Below are 20,504 nucleotides of genomic sequence, written 5' to 3' on the forward strand. Positions count from 1 at the left end.
GATGTCGAACCGCGACTGTTGTCCAGGTCACAGGAGCCCTCCTACGGTCCGCAGAACGGGCTCGGCGGTGGTGACCACCGCCGCGTCCCCGACATCCACGGTCCGCTGTACGGCGGGCCCGCCTCGAGGAGCGCCTACACGTGGACACCCTCGGTCTCTGGACCGTCTTCGGGAGTGAAGTACTCGGCACCGGCATCCTGTTGCTGCTCGGCGTCGGGGTGGTCGCCAACGTCGCCCTGCCCAAGACGTTCGGCAACGGCGGCGGCTGGATCGTCATCATCTTCGGCTGGGGGCTCGCCGTCTTCGCCGGCGTCTTCGCCGGAGCGAGCTCCGGTGCCCACATCAACCCGGCCGTCACCGTCGGCCTGCTGGTCAGCGGGACCGACACGTACGCCATCGGCGTCCCCGTCACCGTCGCCACCACGTTCACCTACTTCGCCGGGCAGCTGGTCGGGGCCTTCCTCGGCGCGGTCGTGGCCTACCTGGCGTACTACGGGCACTACAACGACCCCGAGGCCGCCGGCACCCAGCTGGGCACCTTCGCGACCGGGCCGGCCACCGGCACGGTCAAGGACAACGTGATCAGCGAGATGGTGGGCACGTTCGTGCTGGTCTACATCATCCTGCGGTTCGGGGACACGCCCACCCAGCTCGGCCCGCTGGCCGTCGCCCTGCTGGTCGTCGGCATCGGCGCCTCCCTCGGCGGCCCCACCGGCTACGCCATCAACCCCGCCCGCGACCTCGGGCCCCGCATCGCCCACGCCGTCCTGCCGATCCGGGGCAAGGGGGACAGCAACTGGGGGTACGCCTGGGTCCCGATCGTCGGCCCGCTCCTCGGTGCCGTCCTCGCCGGCGGCCTGTCGCACGTCCCGCTCTGACCACTTCCGATCGAGAGGAACTCCCCATGCCGCAGTACGTCGTAGCCATCGACCAGGGCACCACCAGCACCCGCTGCATGATCTTCGACCACGACGGCGCGGTGGTGTCGGTCGGGCAGAAGGAGCACCAGCAGATCTTCCCGCGGGCCGGGTGGGTCGAGCACGACGCGCTGGAGATCTGGCGGAACACCCGCGAGGTGGTCGGGCAGGCGATAGCGCGCAGCGACGCGGGCGCCTCCGACATCGTCGCCATCGGGATCACCAACCAGCGCGAGACCGCCGTCGTCTGGGACCGGGCGACCGGGCAGCCGGTCTACAACGCCATCGTCTGGCAGGACACCCGCACGACGAAGATCATCGACGAGCTCGGCGCGCTCGGCGGCGGCGCCGACCGGTACAAGGACAAGGTCGGGCTGCCGCTGGCCACCTACTTCGCCGGCCCGAAGGTGCGCTGGATCCTCGACAACGTCGACGGCGCCCGGGAGCGGGCCGAGCGCGGCGAGCTGCTGATGGGCACCATCGACTCCTGGCTGATCTGGAACATGACCGGCGGGGCCGACGGCGGCCAGCACCTCACGGACGTCTCCAACGCCTCGCGCACGATGCTCATGGACTACCGGACGCTCGCCTGGGACGAGTCCATCGCCGAGGAGATGGGCATCCCGACGTCCATGCTCCCGGAGATCCGCTCCAACTCCGAGGAGTACGGCAGGGGCCGCAAGGCCGGCTTCCTGGGCGGCGTGCCGATCGCCGGCTCGCTCGGCGACCAGCAGGCGGCGACCTTCGGCCAGGTCTGCTTCGAGCGCGGGATGGCCAAGAACACCTACGGCACCGGCAACTTCATGCTGCTCAACACCGGGGAGGAGGCCGTCCCCTCGGAGAACGGCCTGCTCACCACGCTGTGCTACCAGCTCGGCGACGCCAAGCCGGTGTACGCCCTGGAGGGGTCGATCGCCGTGACCGGCTCGCTGGTGCAGTGGGTCCGGGACAACCTGGGCATGATCAAGAGCGCCCCGGAGATCGAGGACCTGGCCCGCTCGGTCGACGACAACGGCGGGGCGTACTTCGTCCCGGCGTTCTCCGGGCTGTTCGCGCCGCACTGGCGCGCCGACGCCCGCGGCGCCGTCGTCGGGCTCACCCGGTACGTCAACAAGGGGCACCTGGCCCGGGCCGTGCTGGAGGCGACCGCCTACCAGACCCGCGAGGTGCTGGACGCGATGAACGCCGACTCCGGCGTCGACCTGACCGAGCTGCGGGTCGACGGCGGCATGGTCGGCAACGAGCTGCTCATGCAGTTCCAGGCCGACCTGCTCGACGTCCCGGTGATCCGGCCGAAGATCGCCGAGACCACCGCGCTGGGCGCCGCCTACGCCGCCGGCCTGGCCGTCGGCTTCTGGTCCGACCTCGACGAGCTGACCGCCAAGTGGGCCGAGGACAAGCGCTGGGAGCCGCAGATGCCTGCCGAGGAGCGGGAGCGCAACTACCGCAACTGGCAGAAGGCGGTGACCAAGTCGCTGGACTGGGTCGACGAGGACGTCAGCTGAAGAAGGACCCCGTCCTCCTCACCCCTCGCAGGCTCGGGGCGAGCCTCCGGACGGGGCCGAGGGGGACGGGCCTCTCAGTAGGTTGTGCGCCTGACTAGTCGGCCGTACTGTCTAGCACGTGACGGAGGACCGCTGGCCCGGGGAGTGGATGCGCGGCGTGCTCTCGCTGTGCGTGCTCCGCGTGGTGGCCGACGGCCCGACGTACGGCTACGCGATCGCCGCCCGGCTGGCCGAGGCCGGCCTCGGTTCGGTGAAGGGCGGCACGCTGTACCCGATCCTGACCCGGCTGGAGACCGAGGGGCTGGTCTCCTCGTCCTGGGAGGCCGGCGACGGCGGGCCGGGCCGCAAGTTCTTCACCCTGACCACCGCCGGCGAGCAGGCGCTGCGCGAGCGCGCCGACCAGTGGCGCACGTTCACCGAGCGGGCCGCCGGCCTGCTCTCGTCCCCGTCCGTCCCCGCCTGAGGAGCTCACCATGGGGAAGGTCCTGAACAGCAGCGAGCAGGCCTGGCACGACGCCCTCCTGCTGCGCCTGCGGATGCGCGACGTCCCCGGTGCCCGGATCGGCGAGGTGCTCGCGGAGGTGCAGAGCCACGTCGCCGAGACCGGGGAGCACCCGCGGGAGGCGTTCGGCCCGGCCACGGAGTACGCCGACCGGGTCGCCGACGTGCTCGGGGCCGCCCCCAGCCGCGGCTGGCGGGACACGCTGCGGGGGCTGACCTGGCGGGACCTGGGAACGGCGGCGTCCATCGGGCTGGCCTGCTTCCTCCTCGCCGACTCCCTGTGGGCCCTCGGTGCCGGGGAGACCTCCGTGCTCGACCTGCCCGCGTGGGCCGTGTGCGTGGTCGCCGCGCTCGTGCTCGCCGCCTGCGTCGCCCGGATCGTCCGCACCGTCCGGCACGACGCCTCCGGGGACAAGGTCGTCGACCCGCGGACCGGTGCCGAGATGGTGCCGCTCCCGCGGTGGGCGGGCGTCGTCCTGTTCGGCCTCCCGTTCCTGATGCTCGCCGCCATGGCCGTGGGCGGGTTGCTCGCCCGCTGACCGCGGCGGAGGCGTCAGCTGCCGAGCGCGGTGGCCACGACGGCGCGCGCCTCCTCCTGCACCTGCGCGAGGTGCTCCGGCCCGCGGAAGGACTCGGCGTAGATCTTGTAGACGTCCTCGGTCCCCGAGGGGCGGGCGGCGAACCAAGCGTTCTCCGTGGTCACCTTCAGCCCGCCGATCGGGGCGTCGTTGCCGGGGGCGCGGGTGAGCTTCGCGGTGATCGGCTCCCCGGCCAGCTCGGTGGCGGCGACGTCCTCGGGGGAGAGCTTGCCCAGCGCCGCCTTCTCCGCGCGGGTCGCCGGCGCGTCGATCCGGGCGTAGGCGGACTCGCCGAAGTGGTCGGTGAGCTGCTTGTGCAGCTTCGAGGGGGACCGGCCCGTCACGGCCTGGATCTCGGCGGCCAGCAGCGCGAGCAGGATGCCGTCCTTGTCCGTCGTCCAGACACCGCCGTCCCGGCGCAGGAACGAGGCGCCGGCGGACTCCTCGCCACCGAAGCCGACCGACCCGTCCAGCAGCCCCGGCACGAACCACTTGAAGCCGACCGGGACCTCGACCAGCTTTCGGTCCAGGTCGGCGACGACCCGGTCGATCAGCGAGCTGGACACCAGCGTCTTGCCGACGGCGACGTCCTTGGCCCACCCGGGCCGGTGGCTGAGCAGGTAGGCGATCGCGACGGCGAGGAAGTGGTTGGGGTTCATCAGCCCGGCGTCGGGGGTGACGATGCCGTGCCGGTCGGCGTCGGCGTCGTTGCCGGTGGCGATCTGGAACTCGTTCCGGCGGTCGACCAGCGAGGCCATCGCCGCGGGGGAGGAGCAGTCCATCCGGATCTTGCCGTCCCAGTCCAGCGTCATGAACCGCCACGTCGGGTCGACCAGCGGGTTGACCACGGTGAGGTCGAGCCGGTGGCGCTCGGCGATGGCCGCCCAGTAGTCGACGCTGGCACCACCGAGGGGGTCGGCGCCGATGCGCACGCCCGCGTCGCGGATCGCGTCGAGGTCGATGACCTGCGGCAGGTCGTCGACGTAGGTGCCCAGGAAGTCGTAGGCCTGCGCCGTCCCGCGCGCCTGCTCCACCGGTACCCGGCGGACGCCGGAGAGCCCGGCCCGCAGCAGGTCGTTGGCCCGCCCGGCGATCCACCCCGTGGCGTCGGTGTCGGCGGGCCCGCCGGAGGGCGGGTTGTACTTGAAGCCGCCGTCGCGCGGCGGGTTGTGCGACGGGGTGACGACGATGCCGTCCGCGAGCCCCGTCCGCTTCCCCTGGTTGGCCCGCAGGATCGCGTGGCTGATCGACGGGGTGGGGGTGTAGCGCTCGCCGGCGTCGACCAGGACGGTGACGTCGTTGGCCACCAGGACCTCCAGCGCCGTCGCCCAGGCCGGCTCGGAGAGCGCGTGGGTGTCCCGGCCGAGGAAGAGCGGCCCGTCGTACCGCTGTTCGGCGCGGTACTCGCAGATGGCCTGCGTCGTGGCGAGGATGTGCGCCTCGTTGAACGCCGCGTCGAACGCCGAGCCGCGGTGGCCCGAGGTGCCGAACGCGACCTGCTGCGTCGGCTCGGCCGGGTCCGGCTCGACGGTGTAGTACGCGCTGACCAGCGAGGCGACGTCGATCAGGTCGGCGGGCTGGGCGGGCTGTCCGGCGCGGGCGTCGCTCATGTGGCTGATCTTGGCCTGCGCGACGGGTCCGCGCGAGATGTGCGCGCCGGCCCGGGCCGGTGCTCCGACCCGGGCCGGTGCGCGGTTCCTGCCCCGGTCAGCTCGACCGGCGCGGCTCGCCGCGGTAGGTGCCGAACTGCCAGACGTTGCCCTCGGGGTCGCGGATGGTGACGTCCCGGGAGCCGTAGTCAGTGGTGTAGGGGGCCCGCACGATCTCCGCCCCGGCGGCGACGGCCCGCGCGTGCACGGCGTCCGGGTCGTCCGTGACGACGTAGCAGCCGGTCGCCTCCACCGGCCACTGGCCACCGTCGTCCCGGACGGAGCCGAGCATGACCCCGCCGCCCTCGGGCCAGTCGAGCTGGGCGTGGTCGACCCGGTCGGCCTCGCCGTACACCACGGTCTCCTCGAAGCCGAGGACGTCCACGAGGAAGCGGATGAGCCCGCGGGCGTCCCGGGCCCGGAACGCCGGCCACACCACGGGGGCCGGCGCCGTCTGCTGCTGGTCGGTCTGCTGCGTCGTCGTCATGGCGACGACAGTGCCGTGGCGAGCGCGGCGGTGTCTTGAACGTATCCGAACTCCGCCGCCAGCCAGCGGGTGGGCGGCAGCCCGGAGAAGGCCCGCCACTCCCGGGTCAGGTGCGCCTGGTCGCTGAAGCCGGCGGCGACGGCGAGCCCGGCAAGATCGGGCGGCAGGCCGCGGGAGACCCGCCCCGCGAGCGCACGGCGGGCCCGGTCGAAGCGCACGACCCGGGCTGCCTCCTTGGGTCCCAGCCCCGTCTCGGCGCGGAACCGCTGCTCGAGGTGCCGGGTGGACCAGCCGACCCGGGCGGCCAGCTGGGACACCCGCAGCCGCCCCCCGGCCGCCGTCGTCAGCCGCCAGGCCTCCGCGACCTCCGCCGGGACGCCGTCGACGTCCCGGAGTCGGCGCAGCAGCGCCGCGTCCAGCGCGGCGAACCGTGCGGGCCACCCCGCGGCGGTCCGCAGCCCGTCCACCAGCTCGGTGCCGGCCGGGCCCAGCAGGTCGGTCAGCGGCACGTCCAGCGACGCCAGCTCGCCGGCGGGCAGGCCCAGCAGGGCGCGCGCCCCCAGCGGCGTGAGCGAGAGCTGGATGCCGGCCTGCCGACCGGGGTGCACGATCCGCGCCGGACGGGTGTGCAGGCCGCCGACGAGCGCGTCGAACCGACCGGGGGACTGGGCGGGGTCGGGGTGGGCGGCCATCTCCAGCGGGTCGTCCAGGGTGAGGACGACGGTCAGCCAGGGGGAGGGCAGGCCCAGGTGCTCGCCGGGCGGGAACCCCTCGTGCCGGTAGCCCAGGGCCGCCGCGACGTACCGGCGCAGCGCCGGGTGCGGGCGGTGCACCACCGACTCCTGCCGCACCCGACCAGCATCGCAGCGACGAGGGCGTGGCTCCAGGGCGTTGCGGACACCGGCAGGCCGAACCCGCGCAGGGCGGCGGTCCGGGGCGCCGAGGCGGCCTCAGTAGCCGGCGGTGGAGGCGATCCCGAAGAGGACGAACAGGGCGAAGAACCCGACCCCGATCCAGCCGAGCACGATGCCGGCCGTCGCCATGCCGCCACCGGCCTCGCCGCGCTCCTGGATCTGCCGCTTGGCCGTGTAGCCGAAGACCAGTGCCAGGATGCTGCCGATCCAGTACAGCCAGAGGATCCCCAGCACCATCGAGGCGATGGCCATGCCGTTGGTGCGCTGGGGCAGCGCGTAGGGATAGCCGTACGGCGGACTGTAGGGCGGGTAGCCGGGGCCGTGCGGTGGCGGCGGGCCCTGGTAAACGCCGGCCTGGGGGTAGCCGCCGTAGGGGGCCTGCGCCTGTCCCCAGGTGGCGGGGCCGGGGGCGCCGTACGGGTCGCCGGCGCCCGGCTGGTGCGGACCTGGGTACGTCATCGACTCACTCCTGGTGGCTGCGCGCCGGCCGGGGGCTCCGGTCCCGAGGCGTCGGCGTCATCCTGACGCGCCGCGGCGGTGGTGCCGACGCGGCGCGCGGTCCAGGCCACCCCGATGAGGCAGGGACGGGCGAGGCGTGCCACCGCCATGTCGTCGCCGGGCGAGCGCCGCGCCCGTGCACATCAAGGACGCGATACGGCGGCTGAACTGGCCTTTTCTGTCGTACCCGCGGCCTAGCCTGGGTGCAACGACGAGGTCGCGGACCGGGAGGAGGGCACGGTGTCCGAGCTGCTGTCCGCCCTCGACGAGCTGGCCGCCACCGATCTCGCCGAGTTCTCCGACGACGGTCTGCTCGACCTCGTCGGCAGCCTGGTGGCCGCGACGAACCGCATGGCGGCCGCGCTGACCACGGCGGTCCGTGCGGCCGACCGCCGGGAGGCCTACCGCCGTGACGGCGCCGTCTCCATGAAGGCCTGGCTGCGGGGCAGCTGCCGCATGGCGCCCGAGCAGGCCACCGCGACGGTCTCCACCGGCCGGCGGCTCGAGCAGCTCCCGGAAACAGCGGCGGCCTTCGCCGCCGGGGCGATCAGTGCCGCGCACGCTCGGGTCATCACGAAGGCCATGACGCCCGGCCGGATCGCCAAGGCCGCCGAGATCGGTATCGACCTCGGCGAGACCGACGGCATCCTGGCCGACCTGGCCCGGGCCACAGCCCCGCACGAGACCGCGCGGGGCGTGAAGGAGTGGGTCGCCGGAGTGGACCCCGACGGGACCTTGGACGACGCCGCCGACGTGCGCCGCCGGTTCACCATGGCGTCCGGGCTCGACGGCCGGGTGCACCTGCGCGGTGACCTCGATGCCGTCGGCGGCGAGTACCTGCACACCGCGCTCGCCGCTCTCATGAACGGCGACCGCCCTGCCGGTGACCTCCGGTCCCACGCCGAGCGGCAGGCCGACGCGCTGGTCGCGCTGGCTCGCGGGGCTCTCGACGGCGGCTCGCTCCCCGACGTCCGCGGGGAGCGGCCACACGTGCGCGTGACGATCGACTGGTTCGCCCTGTGCGCCGCGCGCGGCGCTCCCGGTGTCGCTGGTGGTTCCTTGGGCTGGTCCGGTCCCATCAACCCCGAGACGGCACGCCGGCTGGCCTGCGACGCCAGTATCGCCCGCGTCATCACCGGCCCGGACGGGCTGCCCCTGGACGTCGGCCGAGCGCAGCGGACTTCATCCGCGGCGATCCGCCGGGCCATCGAGGTTCGCGACGCGCACTGCGTCTTCGCCGGCTGCGATGCACCGCCGGAGTGGTGCGACGTCCACCACGTCGTGCACTGGGCACACGGCGGGCCGACGAGCTGCGACAACGGCGCCCTGCTCTGCGAGCGGCACCACACGTCCTGCCACGAGGGCGGGTTCACGATTCGACGAGATCCCGGCACCGGCCGCTGGCGCACCTACCGGCCCGACGGCACGGAGATCCTGAGCCGCGCCGGCCCGTGACCGCTGCGGCGACGCCGCTCGGCTCACACCCCGCGCGGGGCGTACATGATCACCGCGACGCCGACGAGGCAGATCAGTGCGCCGGCGACGTCGTACCGGTCCGGCCGGAAGCCGTCGACGACCATGCCCCAGGCCAGCGAGCCGGCCACGAAGACCCCGCCGTAGGCGGCGAGGATCCGGCCGAAGTTCGCGTCCGGCTGGAGCGTGGCGGCGAACCCGTACAGCCCGAGCGCGATGACACCGGCACCGATCCAGGCCCAGCCGCGGTGTTCCCGGACCCCCTGCCACACCAACCAGGCACCGCCGATCTCGGCGACGGCCGCGAGGGCGAAGAGGACCAGGGACCGGGCGACGGTCACTCGACGGCCGCCAGGAACCGGCGGAGGGTCTCGAGGAACACCTCGGGCTGCTCCGAGTGCACCCAGTGGCCGGCGTTCTTGATCCGCACGAGCCGGGTGGACGGGAAGAGCGCGTCCATGTGCGGCCGGTCCTCGGGGAGCACGTAGTGGGAGTTCGCCCCCGCGATCCACAGCACCGGCCCGTCGAACACGGCACCGGGCGGGGGATCGGGGAAGCCGCGCAGCTCGCCGAGGTCTCGCTCGAGCAACTCCAGGTTCAGCCGCCACTGCCAGCCGTCCCCCGACTCCTCCCGGCCGAGGCTCTGCAGCAGGAAGCTGCGCACCATCCGGCTGGGCACGGCGGTGCGGAGGGCGGCGTCGGCGTCCGAACGGGACTCCAGCGCACCCAGGTCGATCGCCCGCATCGCGGCGATGAAGGCCGCGAACGGCGAGGCCTCCTCGTCGGGGTCCTCGGTCCGCCCGCCCTGCAGCGGGTACTCGACCGGGGCGATGTCGACGACCACGAGTGCGCGCAGCAGCTCCGGCCGGCGCAGCGCCAGCTGCATCGCGACCTTGCCGCCCATGGAGTGACCGACGAGGGTGGCCGGCTCGCCGAAGGACTCCAGCTCGGCGGCGACCATCTCGGCCATGTCCACGTAGTCGACACGCTCGGTCCACGGCGAGTGACCGTGGTTGGGCAGGTCGAGCAGGGTCACCCGGTGGTCGTCGGCCAGCCCCCTGGCGATCGTCGTCCAGTTCTTCCCCTGGCCGAAGAGCCCGTGCACGAAGACGACGCGCGGTCCGGCCTCGCCCAGCGTCCGGGCGGCGAGGGCCTCCTCGGGGTTCAACGTCACCCGGCGATTCCACCAGACGCCCGGCGCCGCGCCCCGCTCAGTCCAGCACCACCTCCGTCTCGCCGGTGTCGCCGTCCAGCGCGAGGCACCCGCCGTCGACGTGGCGGGGTCGCCATCCGGGGACGACACGTCCACGACGATCCGACGGCGGCGCGCTCGGCTCCTGCGGGGCGGCGTCGCTTCCCGCCTCTACCGTGCCGGGAGGTCCACGAGGGGGAGCAGATGCCAGGACGACGCCGGAGCGCGACCGGCACTCGACGGTCGACGGGGACCACGAGGAAGGCCGCGCCACGGAAGCCGGCAGCGCGGAAGCCCACGCCGAAGAAGGCCGCGCCCGAGCTGCCCAGCGCGGGCCCGGGGGAGAGGGTGTGGGTGCTGGCCGTGCCGTTCCGCGCGCCCGCGCCGGGAGCGGTCTGGCACCCGGGCCTGCAGGCGCACGTGTGGGTGGGCCGGTCACTGCCGCCCGAGCTCGCGCCCTACGACCCGCCGCCCTACAGCCTCGAGCGCTTCCTCGAGGACGAGCTCAACGAGGCGCCCCGCCCCCTTCCCGAGGCCCGGCCGCTCACGCCACGGGACCAGCAGTGCGACGGCGCCGACGTGGTGGCGGCCCATGCGGCCGCCGGGGGCAGGGTCTTCCTCCTCGGTGACGATCCCGGCGTCGGCAAGACCGGAACCGCGATCCTGGCGGTCAAGGCGATCGCCGAGCAGCGCGACGTCCGCACCGTGCTGGTCATCGCCGACCGGCCGGCCGCCATCACCATCCCGCACTGGGCGCGCTCGATCGCCGGCTTCGGCGACGGTGGCCTGCGCTGGTGCGTGACCACCTGGGACCGGCTGGGCAAGGTGGCGAAGCTGCGCTTCGACGTCGTCGTCGCCGACGAGGCGCACATGGTGCGGCACACGACGACGCAGCGGTGGAAGCACTGGAAGGCCGTCTCCGGCGCCGCGCGGGTCAAGGACACCCCGTACGTCCTGGCCGCGACCGCGACGCCGGCGCACACCCCCCTGGAGCTGCCCTACCTGGCCCCGGAGTTCGCCGCCCGGAACGAGGAGTCGATCAAGGACTGGGCCGACCTGCCGAAGGCGCTCGAGCGGCACACGTTCCACGTGGAACGTGGCCGCTACGGCTGGCAGTGGACCGAGGACGCCGACGAGCGCCGGGCCGACCTCGCCCGGTTGCAGTCCTGGCTCGCCGACGCCGATCCACCGGCGACGCTGCATCGCCCGGCCCCGTGGGGACCGGTGTCGGTGACGGGGACGCCGGTGCTGCTCAGCCCGGCCGAGCGGGCGCAGTACGAGGCCGAGTGGTCGGAGTTCCGCGCGGAGATGCAACTGGCCCGGCGCGGCCGGCAGTCCGCCCGCGGTCGCGCGGCCCTGCTGCGGTTCCGGCAGAAGGCCGGGCTGATCCGCGTGCAGGCGACGGTCGACTGGATCAAGGCGCAGGTGGAGGCGGAGCGGCAGGTCGCGGTCTCGGTCGAGTTCGTGGAGACGGCGGCCGATCCGATCCGCGAGGCGCTGCTGGACGCCGGCATCCCGGTGGCCGGCATCTACGGGCGCGACCGCTTCGACGTCGAGGCCGAGCGGCTGCGGTTCCAGCGCGGCGACGCGGCGGTGTGCGTCTTCACGGTGACCGCGTCGATCAGCCTGCACGCCGGTGAGCTGCTGCCCGACGGGTCGACGGCGTCGGAGGCGCCCCGCGTGGGGCTGTTCCACCAGCCGCGGTTCTCCGGCATCCAGGCCCGGCAGGTGACCGGCCGGACGCACCGGGACGGGAAGACCTCGCCGTGGCGGGTGGCGTTCGCCGCGGACACGGTGGAGGAGCAGGTGGCCCGGGTGATGGTGGAGCGGCTGGCGGTCAGCGGCTCCACCGCCGGGGCGGACACCTCGGCCCTGCGGGAGATCGCCGAGCTGCTCGACGCCGACTGGCTGCCCAGCACCGCCCTCACCGAGGCCTGAGCTCCACCGGGCTCAGGCTCCCGGCGTGGCCTGCAGGTCGTCGCGAGGCGTCACCAGGTCGGCCCGGACGGGATGGTCGCCGACGCCCGTCTCGGTCCAGGAGACCTCCACGACCTGCCCCGCGCGAAGGGAGCCACGGGCGCTGGGATGCAGCGCTCCCACCTCGACCCAGCAGTGGCCGGGGAGGTCCGGCGACTCGACGAGGCCGCCCCCCTCGTCGCCGTCCCACCGGACGACCGTGCCCACGCTCGTTCCGCTCTGCACCATCCGCCCAGCGTGGCGGGCGACCGACGAGCGGGCAAGGGACCACCACCAACCCGATCCGGCAGACCCCGACGCACCGCGCGGGCGGGCTCCGTGGCGGCTGCGCTCATCGCGACGCGGCCGGCTCGAGCTCCAGGTGCGGACCCGCGCCGACGACCGCCACGCGGTCGCCGTCGACGGCCAGCGCGGTGCCGTCCGCCAGCCCGAACACGCGGTGCCCCAGGTCGCGCGCCGCTTCCCGGAGGGCCTCCTCCGACGCGTTCGGGAAGTACGGCGAGCCCAGGTGCGGCACGACCAGGACGTCGACCAGGCCGAGGCCCACGGTGTCCTCCGGTCGCGGCTGCTCCGACTGGCTCAGCGCGAGGTGCGGCCCGAGCACCATGCTGCCGGCGCTGATCCCGATCAGCAGCCGCTCACCGAGCAGATCGGGCAGCCGGTCGGCCAGGCCCGAGCGGCGCAGCCACCGCAGCAGGTGCGTGGTGTCCCCACCGGTGAGCACCAGGACGTCGGCCGCCTCCAGTCGCGGCTCCCACACCTCGGCCTCCAGCGCCGAGACGTCGACGATGTCGACCTCGGCGAACCCGGCGCGCTGCAGGTTCACGAAGTCGGCGATCAGCCAGCCCTTGTCGCCCGCGATGACGTTGGCCGCCGTGGGGACGACGGCGGCCCGCAGCCCGCTCAGCGGGCGTCCGGCCAGCTCCTCCGTCGCCGCGACCAGCGTCGGGTCGCAGAGGCCGGCGGAGGTGAGCAGCAGCCTCATGCCGGGCAGAGCCAGTCGTCCGACGACGGCGCCACGGCTCCCTCCAGCGGCGGGAAGTGCGTGCGGAAGGTGAACGCCTCGGGGGTCGGGCCGTGCGCTCGCAGGTGCCGGATGCGCGCCTCCGCGTCGTCGGTGGTCGGCAGGGTGCCCGCCGGGATCCACCACAGCGCGGTCGTCGCCTCGGCGGCGCGGTAGAACCACTCCCGGCGCCGCCGCATGATCTGCACGTGCCGCCCGCCGAAGACGTAGGCGGCCAGCGACTCGACGTCCCGCCAGACGGTGAGGTTCACGATCACGCCGTGGCTGCCGGCGGCGTCCCAGCCGAACGCCTGCACCGAGGTGGCGTTGCCGTCCTCGGTCTGCAGCCGCCAGACGAAGCCGGGCGCCCGGTCGGCCTCGGCGTTGACCTCGTCCAGGGCGGCCATGAAATCGGCCAGCACGGGGCTGTCGAGCGGGGCGAGCAGGCGGGAGACGTTGACCTGGGCGAGGTGGTGGTCCACGGGCCGACCGTAGGGCACCCGCCCGTCCGTCGACGAGGTCGGCGGTGACGGCCCCCGGCCCGCTGCGCTAGGTTCGAGCCCGTACGTGGCACGGGGTGTCCCGCCCGGGACTGAGAACACACCCGTCGAACCTGCTCCAGTTCACACTGGCGAAGGGATGTCACCGGCATGTCCGATGCTGTGGAAGTCGTCGACCTGCGCGCCGCCCGCGCGGCGCTGCGCGAGAACGCACCGCTCGTCCACTGCCTGACCAACACGGTGGTGCAGACGCTCACCGCCAATGCCCTGCTGGCCGTCGGCGCGGCGCCGGCGATGGTCGACGCCCCGGAGGAGGCCGAGGACTTCGCCGCCGTCGCCTCCGCCGTCCTGGTCAACGTGGGCACCGTGCACCAGCGCACCGCCGCGGCGATGCGGCTGGCCGCCCGCTCGGCCGGCGCGGCGGGCACCCCCTGGGTGCTCGACCCGGTGGCCGTGGGTCCGCTGGCCTACCGCACGGCGCTCGCCGGCGAGCTGGTCGAGCTCTCGCCGGCCGTGGTGCGCGGCAACGCCTCGGAGGTCATGGCGCTGGCCGGCGCCGGCGCCGGCGGCCGCGGGGTCGACAGCACCGCCGGCGCCGATGACGCGGCGACCGCCGCCGCACAGCTCGCGGCACGCACCGGGGGTGTGGTGGCCGTCAGCGGCGCGGTGGACCTGATCACCGACGGCGCGCGGACCATCCGGGTGGGCGGCGGCTCACCGCTGCTGACCCGCACCACGGGTGCCGGGTGCGCGCTCGGCGCCCTGGTGGCGGCCTACGTCGCCGCCACCGGCGACGCCCTGACCGGTGCGGTGGCAGGGCACGCGCACGTCGCGCTCGCCGCGGAGCGGGCCGCCGAGACCGCCACGGGGCCCGGCACGTTCGCGCCCGCCTGGCTCGACGCCCTGGACGCCGTCGGCCCCGACGACCTCGCGGGCGCGGACGTGCGGAGCGACTGATGCGACCGCCGTTCGACCCGACGCTCTACCTGGTCACCGACACGGAGCTGTGCCGGCCACGGTCGGTGGCCGACGTGGTCCGCGCGGCGGTGGCCGGTGGGGTCACCGCCGTCCAGGTGCGCGACAAGCACGCCTCCCGCCGGGACCTGCTGGCGCTGACCCGCTCGGTGCAGGCCGCGCTCGCCGACCGGCCGGACGTGGCCGTGCTGGTGAACGACGCCCTCGACGTCGCCCTGCTGGCCGGCGCCTCCGGCGTGCACATCGGGCAGGAGGACCTGCCGGCGGCCGAGGTGCGGGCGGCGCTCGGACCCGACCGGTTGCTCGGCCTCTCCGTGGAGAGCACCGCCGACCTGACCGCCGCCCTGCGGCTGCCGCCGGGCACCGTCGACCACGTGGGCCTGAGCCCGGTGTGGGCGACGCCGACGAAGCCGGAGGCGGGCCCCGGGCTGGGCCTCGACGCGGTGCGGGAGCTGACGGGCGCGGCGCACGCGGGCGGGTTGCCGGCCGTGGCGATCGGCGGCATCGACGCCGCCCGGGCCGCCGCCGTGGCCGCCACCGGGGTGGACGGCGTCTGCGTGGTCTCCGCGGTCTGCGCCGCCCCCGACCCACGCGCTGCGGCCGCGGCGCTCCGTGCCGAGCTCGCCCCGGTGGGTGCGCGATGACGCCCACGGCGCTCACCGTGGCTGGCAGCGACCCCAGCGGCGGAGCGGGCATCCAGGCCGACCTGAAGACCTTCAGCGCGCTCGGCGCGTACGGCACGGCGGTGCTCACCGCGCTCACGGCGCAGAACACCCGGGGAGTCACCGGGGTCCACCCGGTGCCAGCCGACTTCGTGGCCCAGCAGCTGCACACCCTGCTCGACGACGTCGACGTGCACGCCACCAAGCTCGGCATGCTGGGCAGCGCCGACGTGGTGCGGGCGGTGGCGGGCGTGCTGGCCGAGCGGCGCCCCGGCCCGGTCGTCTGCGACCCGGTGATGGTGGCGACCAGCGGGCACCGGCTCATCGACGACGACGCGGTGGCCGCCGTCCGCACCGAGCTGCTGCCGCTCGCGGACCTGATCACCCCGAACGTGCCCGAAGCCGCCGCGCTGCTCGACGGCGAGCCGGCCACCGACGTGGACGGGCTGCACGAGCAGGCGCGGGCACTGCTCGACCTCGGGCCCGGCGCGGTGCTGCTGAAGGGCGGCCACCTCGGCGGCCCCGACAGCGTCGACGTGCTGGCCACGTCCGCCGGGACGACGGAGACCCGCCGCCCCCGGGTGAGCACGACGGCGACGCACGGGACCGGCTGCACCCTCTCGTCGGCGTTGACCGCGCTGGCGGCCCGCGCCGGTGCGCCCCCGGACTGGGCAGCCCTGGTGGAGCCCGCCCGCGACTACCTGCAGCGGGCCCTGGCCGGGGGCGGCGCGCTGGGGATCGGGTCCGGCCACGGCCCGGTGCACCACTTCGCCGGGATCTGGCCCGCGTGAGGGGGTTCGGCGACCGGGCCTGGGCGGCGACCGCCGACCTCCGCCGGGCGATCGACGAGCTGCCCTTCCTCGCCGAGCTGGCCGCCGGCACCCTGGCACCCGAGGCGTTCCGCCACTACCTGGAGCAGGACACCCTGTACCTGGGCGGCTACGCCCGCGCGCTGGCGCTGCTGGCGGCCCGCGCCCCGGACCCGGAGGCGGCCGCGTTCTGGGCCGGCTCGGCGCAGAACTGCGCGGTCGTGGAGACGCAGCTGCACGCCGACCTGCTCGGCTCGGAGCTGCTGGGGCAGGCCGGCGCCCCGCCGGAGCCGTCGCCGACCTGCCTGGCGTACACCTCCTACCTCGTGGCGACGGCGGCGACCGCGCCGTACCCGGTCGCCGCCGCGGCCGTCCTGCCCTGCTACTGGGTGTACGCCGACGTCGGCGCCCGGCTGGCCCCCGCCGCGCGGGCCGCCGCCGACCACCCGTACCGCCGGTGGGTGGCCACCTACGACGTCGCCCCGTTCCAGGTGGCCGCGGCCGCCGCCCGACGGCTGACCGACGCCGCGGCGCGCACCGCGCCCGACCAGGAGGCCGCCATGCTCACCGCGTTCGCCATCGCCACCCGGTACGAGCTGGAGTTCTGGCGCGCGGCCCACGCCGGCGAGGCGTGGGCCGTCGCGATCTGACCGGCGTCAGCCCCGGGAGGCGCCGTCCCCGTCCGACGAGATCGGCACGGTGGTCACGCCCTGCGCCGCCGAGCCGCTGAGCCGGCGCAGCAGCGCTGCCACGTCGATGCCGGTGAGGTCACCGGACAGCTGCAGCCCCTGGGCGACGTTCGCCGCGACCGACTTCCCCAGCGAGCCCGCCCCGTCGGAGGAGATGACGGTCATCTTGTCCACGCTGGACAGCGGGGCGGCCGCCGCACCCACGACCTCGGGCAGCACCTTGACCAGCATCTCCAGGATCGCCGCCTCGCCGTACTTGGCGAAGGCGTCGGAGCGCGCATCGAGCGCCTCGGCCTCGGCCTGACCGCGGGCGAGGATCGCGGCCGCCTCGGCGGCGCCCTCGCGCTCGACCGCGTCGGCGATCGCCTGGCGGCGCTGCTTCTCGGCCTCACCGCGCTTGGCGCCCTCGATCGCTTCCGCCTCGGCGAGCGCCGAGCGCCGCGCCCGCTCGCCCTCCCCGGAGAGCCGGGCCTGCTCGGCGGCGGCCTGGGCGGCGGCGATGGTGGCCTGGCGCTCCGCCTCGGCGGTGAGGATGGCGGAGTTCTTGCGCCCCTCGGCCTCCTGCTCGACCCGGTAGCGCTCGGCGTCGGCCGGGCGGCGGACCTGGGTGTCGAGCTGGCGCTCGGTCAGCGCCGCCGTCCGCTCGGCGACCTTCTCCTGCTCCATGAGGACCGCCTGGTCCTGCGCGGCCTGCGCCAGCGGCCCGGCGGCCGCCGCGCGGGCCTTCGCGGCGTCGGTCTCGGCGGTGATCTCCGCCTGCTTGAGCGCCAGCTGGCGCTGGGCGATCGCGATCGCCTCGTCGGCCAGCAACTGCTCCTGCTGCGCGGCCTGCCGGGCGCGCGCCTCGGCGATGCTCGCCTCCTTGAGCACCCGGGCGGCCTCCGGGCGGCCCAGGTCGGCCAGGTAGGACCCCTCCGCCTGGATGTCCTGCAGCTGGAAGGTGTCCAGCACGAGACCCTGGCCGGTGAGCGAGGACTCGGCCTCCTCGGCGACGGCGGAGGCGAAGGCGGCCCGGTCGCGGATGATCTCCTCGATGGTCAGCCGGCCGACGATCGAGCGCAGCGCACCGGCGAGCACCTCCGACGTGAAGGTGTCGATGCCCTCCTGCTGGTTGAGGAAGCGCTGGGCGGCCGCGCGGATCGAGCTCTCGGTGCCGCCGACCTTCACGATGGCGACGCCCTCGAGGTCGCACTTCACGCCCTGCTTGCTGACCGCACCGCGGATACCGACCGGGATCCGGCGGCTGGAGAGGTCCATCGTGTGCAGCTTCTGCACGACCGGGAGCACGAAGACGCTCGCGCCCATCACGACCTTCTGGCCGGACTGGTCGCGGGAGACGACGCCGCTGGTGTCGGTGACCTGGCGACCCTGGCGCCCGGTGACGATGAACGCCTGGTTGGGGCCGGCCACCTTGATCCGGGACAGCACCAGCAGGACGAGCAGGATGATCAGGGCGACGATGCCGCCGATCGCGTAGAGCAGCGTCACGGGTGGGTGCCTCCGGGCTCGGTGAGGGGATCCGTCGCGGTGGAGACGACCTGGACGGCGGTCTCGCTGAGTGCCTCGACGACGTAGACGGGGGTGCCGGCCGGCAGCGAGGTGTCGCTGCGGGCAGAGAACTTGAGGGGCTGGCCGGCCAGCGCCAGCCGGACCTCGCCGAAGCCGCCGGCGGGGACGGCCGAGACGACGACGCCCTGCGCCCCGGCGAGGTGGTGGCGGGTCAGCGTCTCCTGCGTCGGCATGTCGCGCAGCGCCCGGGACAGGCGCACCGCGCCCCAGGCCAGGGGCAGGGCGACCACCAGCCCGGCCACGGCGGCGAGCAGGGCGGTGACGCCGGTCGGGAGCCCGGCGGGCAGCAGCGCGGTCGCGGCGGCGCCGCCGAAACCGATGCCGCCCAGCAGTGCGGCGATGGCCGGGACCGAGAAGGGACCGTCGACATCGCCGCCGAGGTCGCCGATCTCCCCCACGACCGTCGCCAGCAGCAGCACGACGAGGCCGAGCGCGCCGACGACGAGGAACGTCACCGTCGTCGTGTCCACCCAGCTCCCTCCGCGTGTCGTCGTCGGGGAGCCTGGCAGTTCCGTGACCGCCCGGGCAAGGAAGTCGCTCGCCCGGGGGAGCCCGGCGACCCCCGCCTGCGCGGGGCGGGCGATCATCGGGGGCATGAGGCGGGAGGCGAGCATCCTGCACCTGGACCTGGACGCCTTCTTCGCCGCCGTCGAACAGCGCGACAAGCCCTCGCTGCGCGGCCGGCCGGTCGTGGTCGGTGGCGTCGGCGGTCGCGGCGTCGTCGCCACCGCCTCCTACGAGGCCCGGGCGTACGGGGCGCGGTCGGCGATGTCCACCGCGGAGGCGCGCCGGCGGTGCCCTCCGGGGACGGCGTTCCTCGGTGGCCGGTTCCCCGCCTACCGCCGCACCTCCGACGTCGTCATGGACCTGCTCCGCGAGCTCTCCCCGTTGGTGGAACCCGTCTCGATCGACGAGGCGTACGTCGACCTCGCCGCCGGGCCCGGGCACGACCTCTCCGTTTCCGGCGTGACGGAACTAGCCAGGGGGCTCAAGGAGCGCATCGCCGTTGCCACGGGGGGCGTCACCGGGTCGGTCGGCGTGGGCAGCTCGAAGCTGATGGCGAAGATCGGCTCGGACCTGCAGAAGCCCGACGGCCTCGTCGTCGTCCCGCCGGGCGGCGAGCTCGACCTCCTGCACCCGCTGCCGGTCACGCGGCTCGGTGGCGTCGGCCCGGCGACGGCGGAGCGGCTGCACCAGGTCGGCGTGCGCACGGTCGGCGACCTGGCCGCCAAGTCGCTGCCCGACCTCGTGGCGCTCGCCGGCCGCGCCCACGGCGCCGGCTTGCACGCCCTGGCCCGCGCCGAGGACGACCGCGCCGTCGTCCCCGACCGGGGGGTGAAATCGGTGTCGCACGAGGAGACGTTCGAGCGCGACCTCACCGACCTCGCCGTGCTGAATCGGGAGATCGACTCGATGGCGGCGCGGGTCGGCAGCCGGTTGCGCGCCTCGGCGCACTCCGGCCGCACCGTGACCCTCAAGCTGCGCCGGTACGATTTCACCACGATCACCCGGTCCCAGACCCTGGCCCAGCCCACCGACGACGCCCGGCTGATCGCCGCCACGGCCCGCCGCCTGCTCACCGAGGCGGGGACCGGTGGGGGCCTGCGCCTGCTCGGGGTGGGTGTGTCGGGGCTGTCCCTCTACGCGCAGGGCGACCTGTTCGCGACCGAGGACGACGCGCCCGACGAGGCCGCGGCGCCCGAGCCGGAGGCGGCCGCGGAGCCGGAGCTGCCGGTCGAGAAGCGCTGGTGGCCGGGGCAGGACGTGCGGCACGAGGAGCTGGGGGCCGGCTGGGTGTGGGGCCGCGGGCTGGGCCGGGTGACGGTGCGGTTCGAGGGCCCGTTGACGCCGCCGGGCCCGGTGCGCACGCTGGCCGCCGACGACCCGGCACTGCACCCCGCCGAGCCACCCGACTGGAGGGCACCCGGCTGACCGCGACGGGCGGCGCGCTCCGGGTGCGGCCGGCGCCCGTGTAGAACGGCTCCATGACCGGTCGTCCCGAACCCAGCGCCTGGACCCGCATGACCCAGGAGGACCCCGAGCACTCCGCCGCGTACGTCCAGCGGTTCCGCACCCTCGCGGAGCAGGGGATGGACCTGGTGGGGGAGGCGCGGCTCGTGGACGCGATGCTGCCGCGCGGATCGCGGGTCCTGGACGCAGGCTGCGGCCCCGGACGGGTCGGCGCCCACCTGCACGAGGTTGGACACCAGGTGGTGGGCGTCGACGTCGACCCGGTGCTGATCGCCGCGGCCGAGGAGGACCACCCGGGTCCGCGGTGGCTGGTCGGCGACCTCGCCGAGCTGGACCTCCCCGCGCAGCAGGGCATCGACGAGCCCTTCGACGCCATCGTGAGCGCCGGGAACGTGATGGCGTTCCTCGCGCCGTCCACCCGCGGCGCGGTGCTGCGCCGGCTGCGCGCCCACATCGCGCCGGACGGCCGGGCCGTCATCGGCTTCGGCGCGGGCCGCGGCTACGCGTTCGACGACTTCCTCGCCGACGCCCGTGCGGCGGGTTGGGAGCCGGACCTGCTGCTCTCCACGTGGGACCTGCGGCCGTTCACCCCCGACTCCGACTTCCTGGTGGCGGTGCTGCGCCCCGCCTGAGCA

At 74.8% G+C, this 20,504-nt stretch carries 23 protein-coding genes and 1 riboswitch; of the genes, 12 read left to right on the top strand and 11 right to left on the bottom strand.

Translation table 11 applies throughout. From position 1 onward, the window contains the following. Positions 1-140: 140 nt before the first annotated feature. The 4 genes from ACI79Q_RS13515 (at position 141) to ACI79Q_RS13530 (ending at position 3,462) form a co-directional block, all read left to right on the top strand. Positions 141-878 (top strand): MIP/aquaporin family protein, encoded by a 738-nt coding sequence (locus ACI79Q_RS13515; RefSeq protein WP_456589647.1) that lies wholly within the window; start codon positions 141-143, stop codon positions 876-878. 26 nt (positions 879-904) lie between these two features. Then, positions 905-2,422 (top strand): glycerol kinase GlpK, encoded by a 1,518-nt coding sequence (glpK, locus tag ACI79Q_RS13520; protein ID WP_456595969.1) that lies wholly within the window; start codon positions 905-907, stop codon positions 2,420-2,422. 118 nt (positions 2,423-2,540) lie between these two features. Next, positions 2,541-2,885: a PadR family transcriptional regulator gene (locus ACI79Q_RS13525; RefSeq protein ID WP_456595970.1), complete on the top strand. Its 345-nt coding sequence runs from the start codon at positions 2,541-2,543 to the stop codon at positions 2,883-2,885. A gap of 10 nt (positions 2,886-2,895) precedes the next feature. Then, positions 2,896-3,462 carry a hypothetical protein gene (locus ACI79Q_RS13530; RefSeq protein ID WP_456614839.1) on the top strand — a complete coding sequence of 189 codons (567 nt, stop codon included), beginning with the start codon at positions 2,896-2,898 and terminating at the stop codon, positions 3,460-3,462. A 14-nt stretch (positions 3,463-3,476) separates the two neighbouring features. Here ACI79Q_RS13530 and pgm read toward each other — a convergent pair whose 3' ends face one another. The 4 genes from pgm to ACI79Q_RS13550 form a co-directional block, all read right to left on the bottom strand. Then, a complete protein-coding gene (gene pgm / locus ACI79Q_RS13535; RefSeq protein ID WP_456614840.1) occupies positions 3,477-5,111 on the bottom strand; it encodes a phosphoglucomutase (alpha-D-glucose-1,6-bisphosphate-dependent) in 1,635 nt (544 codons plus the stop codon). Positions 5,112-5,208: 97 nt separating this feature from the next. Continuing rightward, a complete protein-coding gene (locus ACI79Q_RS13540; RefSeq protein WP_456614841.1) occupies positions 5,209-5,637 on the bottom strand; it encodes a VOC family protein in 429 nt (142 codons plus the stop codon). Then, entirely contained in the window at positions 5,634-6,488 is an 855-nt protein-coding gene (locus ACI79Q_RS13545) for a helix-turn-helix domain-containing protein (RefSeq protein WP_456589641.1), read from the bottom strand. Before ACI79Q_RS13545 ends, ACI79Q_RS13540 begins: the two co-directional genes overlap by 4 nt. 99 nt (positions 6,489-6,587) lie before the next feature. After that, positions 6,588-7,010, bottom strand: coding sequence for a DUF4190 domain-containing protein (locus tag ACI79Q_RS13550; protein WP_456600258.1), 423 nt, complete (start codon positions 7,008-7,010; stop codon positions 6,588-6,590). A gap of 279 nt (positions 7,011-7,289) precedes the next feature. Between ACI79Q_RS13550 and ACI79Q_RS13555 the strand changes: the two genes are divergently transcribed. After that, positions 7,290-8,504, top strand: a complete 1,215-nt coding sequence (locus tag ACI79Q_RS13555; protein ID WP_456589639.1) for a DUF222 domain-containing protein — start codon at positions 7,290-7,292, stop codon at positions 8,502-8,504. A 23-nt stretch (positions 8,505-8,527) separates the two neighbouring features. Here the strand turns inward: ACI79Q_RS13555 and ACI79Q_RS13560 are convergent, their stop codons facing one another. Together ACI79Q_RS13560 and ACI79Q_RS13565 are read right to left on the bottom strand one after the other, a co-directional pair. Beyond that, positions 8,528-8,863 carry a YnfA family protein gene (locus tag ACI79Q_RS13560; RefSeq protein ID WP_456589638.1) on the bottom strand — a complete coding sequence of 112 codons (336 nt, stop codon included), beginning with the start codon at positions 8,861-8,863 and terminating at the stop codon, positions 8,528-8,530. Further along, positions 8,860-9,696 carry an alpha/beta fold hydrolase gene (locus ACI79Q_RS13565; protein WP_456589637.1) on the bottom strand — a complete coding sequence of 279 codons (837 nt, stop codon included), beginning with the start codon at positions 9,694-9,696 and terminating at the stop codon, positions 8,860-8,862. Before ACI79Q_RS13565 ends, ACI79Q_RS13560 begins: the two co-directional genes overlap by 4 nt. 372 nt (positions 9,697-10,068) lie before the next feature. Here ACI79Q_RS13565 and ACI79Q_RS13570 point away from each other — a divergent pair, with 372 nt between their 5' ends. Further along, positions 10,069-11,652: a helicase gene (locus ACI79Q_RS13570; protein ID WP_456614842.1), complete on the top strand. Its 1,584-nt coding sequence runs from the start codon at positions 10,069-10,071 to the stop codon at positions 11,650-11,652. Positions 11,653-11,664: 12 nt separating this feature from the next. Here the strand turns inward: ACI79Q_RS13570 and ACI79Q_RS13575 are convergent, their stop codons facing one another. The 3 genes from ACI79Q_RS13575 to ACI79Q_RS13585 form a co-directional block, all read right to left on the bottom strand. After that, on the bottom strand, positions 11,665-11,919 hold the full coding sequence (locus ACI79Q_RS13575) for a hypothetical protein (RefSeq protein WP_456589635.1): 255 nt from the start codon (positions 11,917-11,919) through the stop codon (positions 11,665-11,667). 103 nt (positions 11,920-12,022) lie between these two features. Further along, positions 12,023-12,676: a Type 1 glutamine amidotransferase-like domain-containing protein gene (locus ACI79Q_RS13580; RefSeq protein ID WP_456589634.1), complete on the bottom strand. Its 654-nt coding sequence runs from the start codon at positions 12,674-12,676 to the stop codon at positions 12,023-12,025. Next, the gene (locus ACI79Q_RS13585) at positions 12,673-13,176 is read right to left on the bottom strand and encodes a DUF3291 domain-containing protein (protein ID WP_456614843.1); all 504 of its coding nucleotides are present in this window, start codon (positions 13,174-13,176) and stop codon (positions 12,673-12,675) included. The genes ACI79Q_RS13580 and ACI79Q_RS13585 overlap by 4 nt, the downstream gene beginning before the upstream one ends. Positions 13,177-13,257: 81 nt before the next feature. Next, a riboswitch (TPP riboswitch) is annotated at positions 13,258-13,351 on the top strand. On the opposite strand from ACI79Q_RS13585, the gene thiM reads away from it, so the two are divergent. The 4 genes from thiM (at position 13,345) to ACI79Q_RS13605 (ending at position 16,290) form a co-directional block, all read left to right on the top strand. Further along, a complete protein-coding gene (gene thiM / locus ACI79Q_RS13590) occupies positions 13,345-14,151 on the top strand; it encodes a hydroxyethylthiazole kinase (protein ID WP_456613290.1) in 807 nt (268 codons plus the stop codon). Its footprint overlaps the riboswitch before it by 7 nt. After that, entirely contained in the window at positions 14,151-14,813 is a 663-nt protein-coding gene (gene thiE, locus ACI79Q_RS13595) for a thiamine phosphate synthase (RefSeq protein ID WP_456613291.1), read from the top strand. Before thiM ends, thiE begins: the two co-directional genes overlap by 1 nt. Further along, the gene (gene thiD, locus ACI79Q_RS13600) at positions 14,810-15,622 is read left to right on the top strand and encodes a bifunctional hydroxymethylpyrimidine kinase/phosphomethylpyrimidine kinase (RefSeq protein ID WP_456614844.1); all 813 of its coding nucleotides are present in this window, start codon (positions 14,810-14,812) and stop codon (positions 15,620-15,622) included. Before thiE ends, thiD begins: the two co-directional genes overlap by 4 nt. Further along, a complete protein-coding gene (locus ACI79Q_RS13605) occupies positions 15,619-16,290 on the top strand; it encodes a TenA family protein (RefSeq protein ID WP_456614845.1) in 672 nt (223 codons plus the stop codon). Before thiD ends, ACI79Q_RS13605 begins: the two co-directional genes overlap by 4 nt. Positions 16,291-16,296: 6 nt before the next feature. Here the strand turns inward: ACI79Q_RS13605 and ACI79Q_RS13610 are convergent, their stop codons facing one another. Together ACI79Q_RS13610 and ACI79Q_RS13615 are read right to left on the bottom strand one after the other, a co-directional pair. After that, positions 16,297-17,817 (bottom strand): flotillin family protein, encoded by a 1,521-nt coding sequence (locus ACI79Q_RS13610; protein WP_456589628.1) that lies wholly within the window; start codon positions 17,815-17,817, stop codon positions 16,297-16,299. Further along, a complete protein-coding gene (locus tag ACI79Q_RS13615; protein WP_456589627.1) occupies positions 17,814-18,368 on the bottom strand; it encodes an NfeD family protein in 555 nt (184 codons plus the stop codon). Before ACI79Q_RS13615 ends, ACI79Q_RS13610 begins: the two co-directional genes overlap by 4 nt. 124 nt (positions 18,369-18,492) lie before the next feature. Here ACI79Q_RS13615 and ACI79Q_RS13620 point away from each other — a divergent pair, with 124 nt between their 5' ends. Then, a complete protein-coding gene (locus tag ACI79Q_RS13620) occupies positions 18,493-19,830 on the top strand; it encodes a DNA polymerase IV (RefSeq protein WP_456589626.1) in 1,338 nt (445 codons plus the stop codon). Positions 19,831-19,883: 53 nt separating this feature from the next. Further along, the gene (locus tag ACI79Q_RS13625; RefSeq protein ID WP_456589625.1) at positions 19,884-20,501 is read left to right on the top strand and encodes a class I SAM-dependent methyltransferase; all 618 of its coding nucleotides are present in this window, start codon (positions 19,884-19,886) and stop codon (positions 20,499-20,501) included. The last annotated feature ends 3 nt before the right edge of the window (positions 20,502-20,504 follow it).

It is taken from the genome of Blastococcus sp. SYSU DS0828, from assembly GCF_054050975.1.

Bases quoted from the DNA above. Each gene is read 5' to 3' on its own strand.
- glpK (WP_456595969.1), top strand. From the start codon at position 905: ATGCCGCAGTACGTCGTAGCCATCGACCAGGGCACCACCAGCACCCGC.
- ACI79Q_RS13530 (WP_456614839.1), top strand. From the start codon at position 2,896: ATGGGGAAGGTCCTGAACAGCAGCGAGCAGGCCTGGCACGACGCCCTC.
- pgm (WP_456614840.1), bottom strand. From the start codon at position 5,111: ATGAGCGACGCCCGCGCCGGACAGCCCGCCCAGCCCGCCGACCTGATC.
- ACI79Q_RS13540 (WP_456614841.1), bottom strand. From the start codon at position 5,637: ATGACGACGACGCAGCAGACCGACCAGCAGCAGACGGCGCCGGCCCCC.
- ACI79Q_RS13550 (WP_456600258.1), bottom strand. From the start codon at position 7,010: ATGACGTACCCAGGTCCGCACCAGCCGGGCGCCGGCGACCCGTACGGC.
- ACI79Q_RS13575 (WP_456589635.1), bottom strand. From the start codon at position 11,919: ATGGTGCAGAGCGGAACGAGCGTGGGCACGGTCGTCCGGTGGGACGGC.
- ACI79Q_RS13580 (WP_456589634.1), bottom strand. From the start codon at position 12,676: ATGAGGCTGCTGCTCACCTCCGCCGGCCTCTGCGACCCGACGCTGGTC.
- thiM (WP_456613290.1), top strand. From the start codon at position 13,345: ATGTCCGATGCTGTGGAAGTCGTCGACCTGCGCGCCGCCCGCGCGGCG.
- thiE (WP_456613291.1), top strand. From the start codon at position 14,151: ATGCGACCGCCGTTCGACCCGACGCTCTACCTGGTCACCGACACGGAG.
- thiD (WP_456614844.1), top strand. From the start codon at position 14,810: ATGACGCCCACGGCGCTCACCGTGGCTGGCAGCGACCCCAGCGGCGGA.
- ACI79Q_RS13620 (WP_456589626.1), top strand. From the start codon at position 18,493: ATGAGGCGGGAGGCGAGCATCCTGCACCTGGACCTGGACGCCTTCTTC.
- ACI79Q_RS13625 (WP_456589625.1), top strand. From the start codon at position 19,884: ATGACCGGTCGTCCCGAACCCAGCGCCTGGACCCGCATGACCCAGGAG.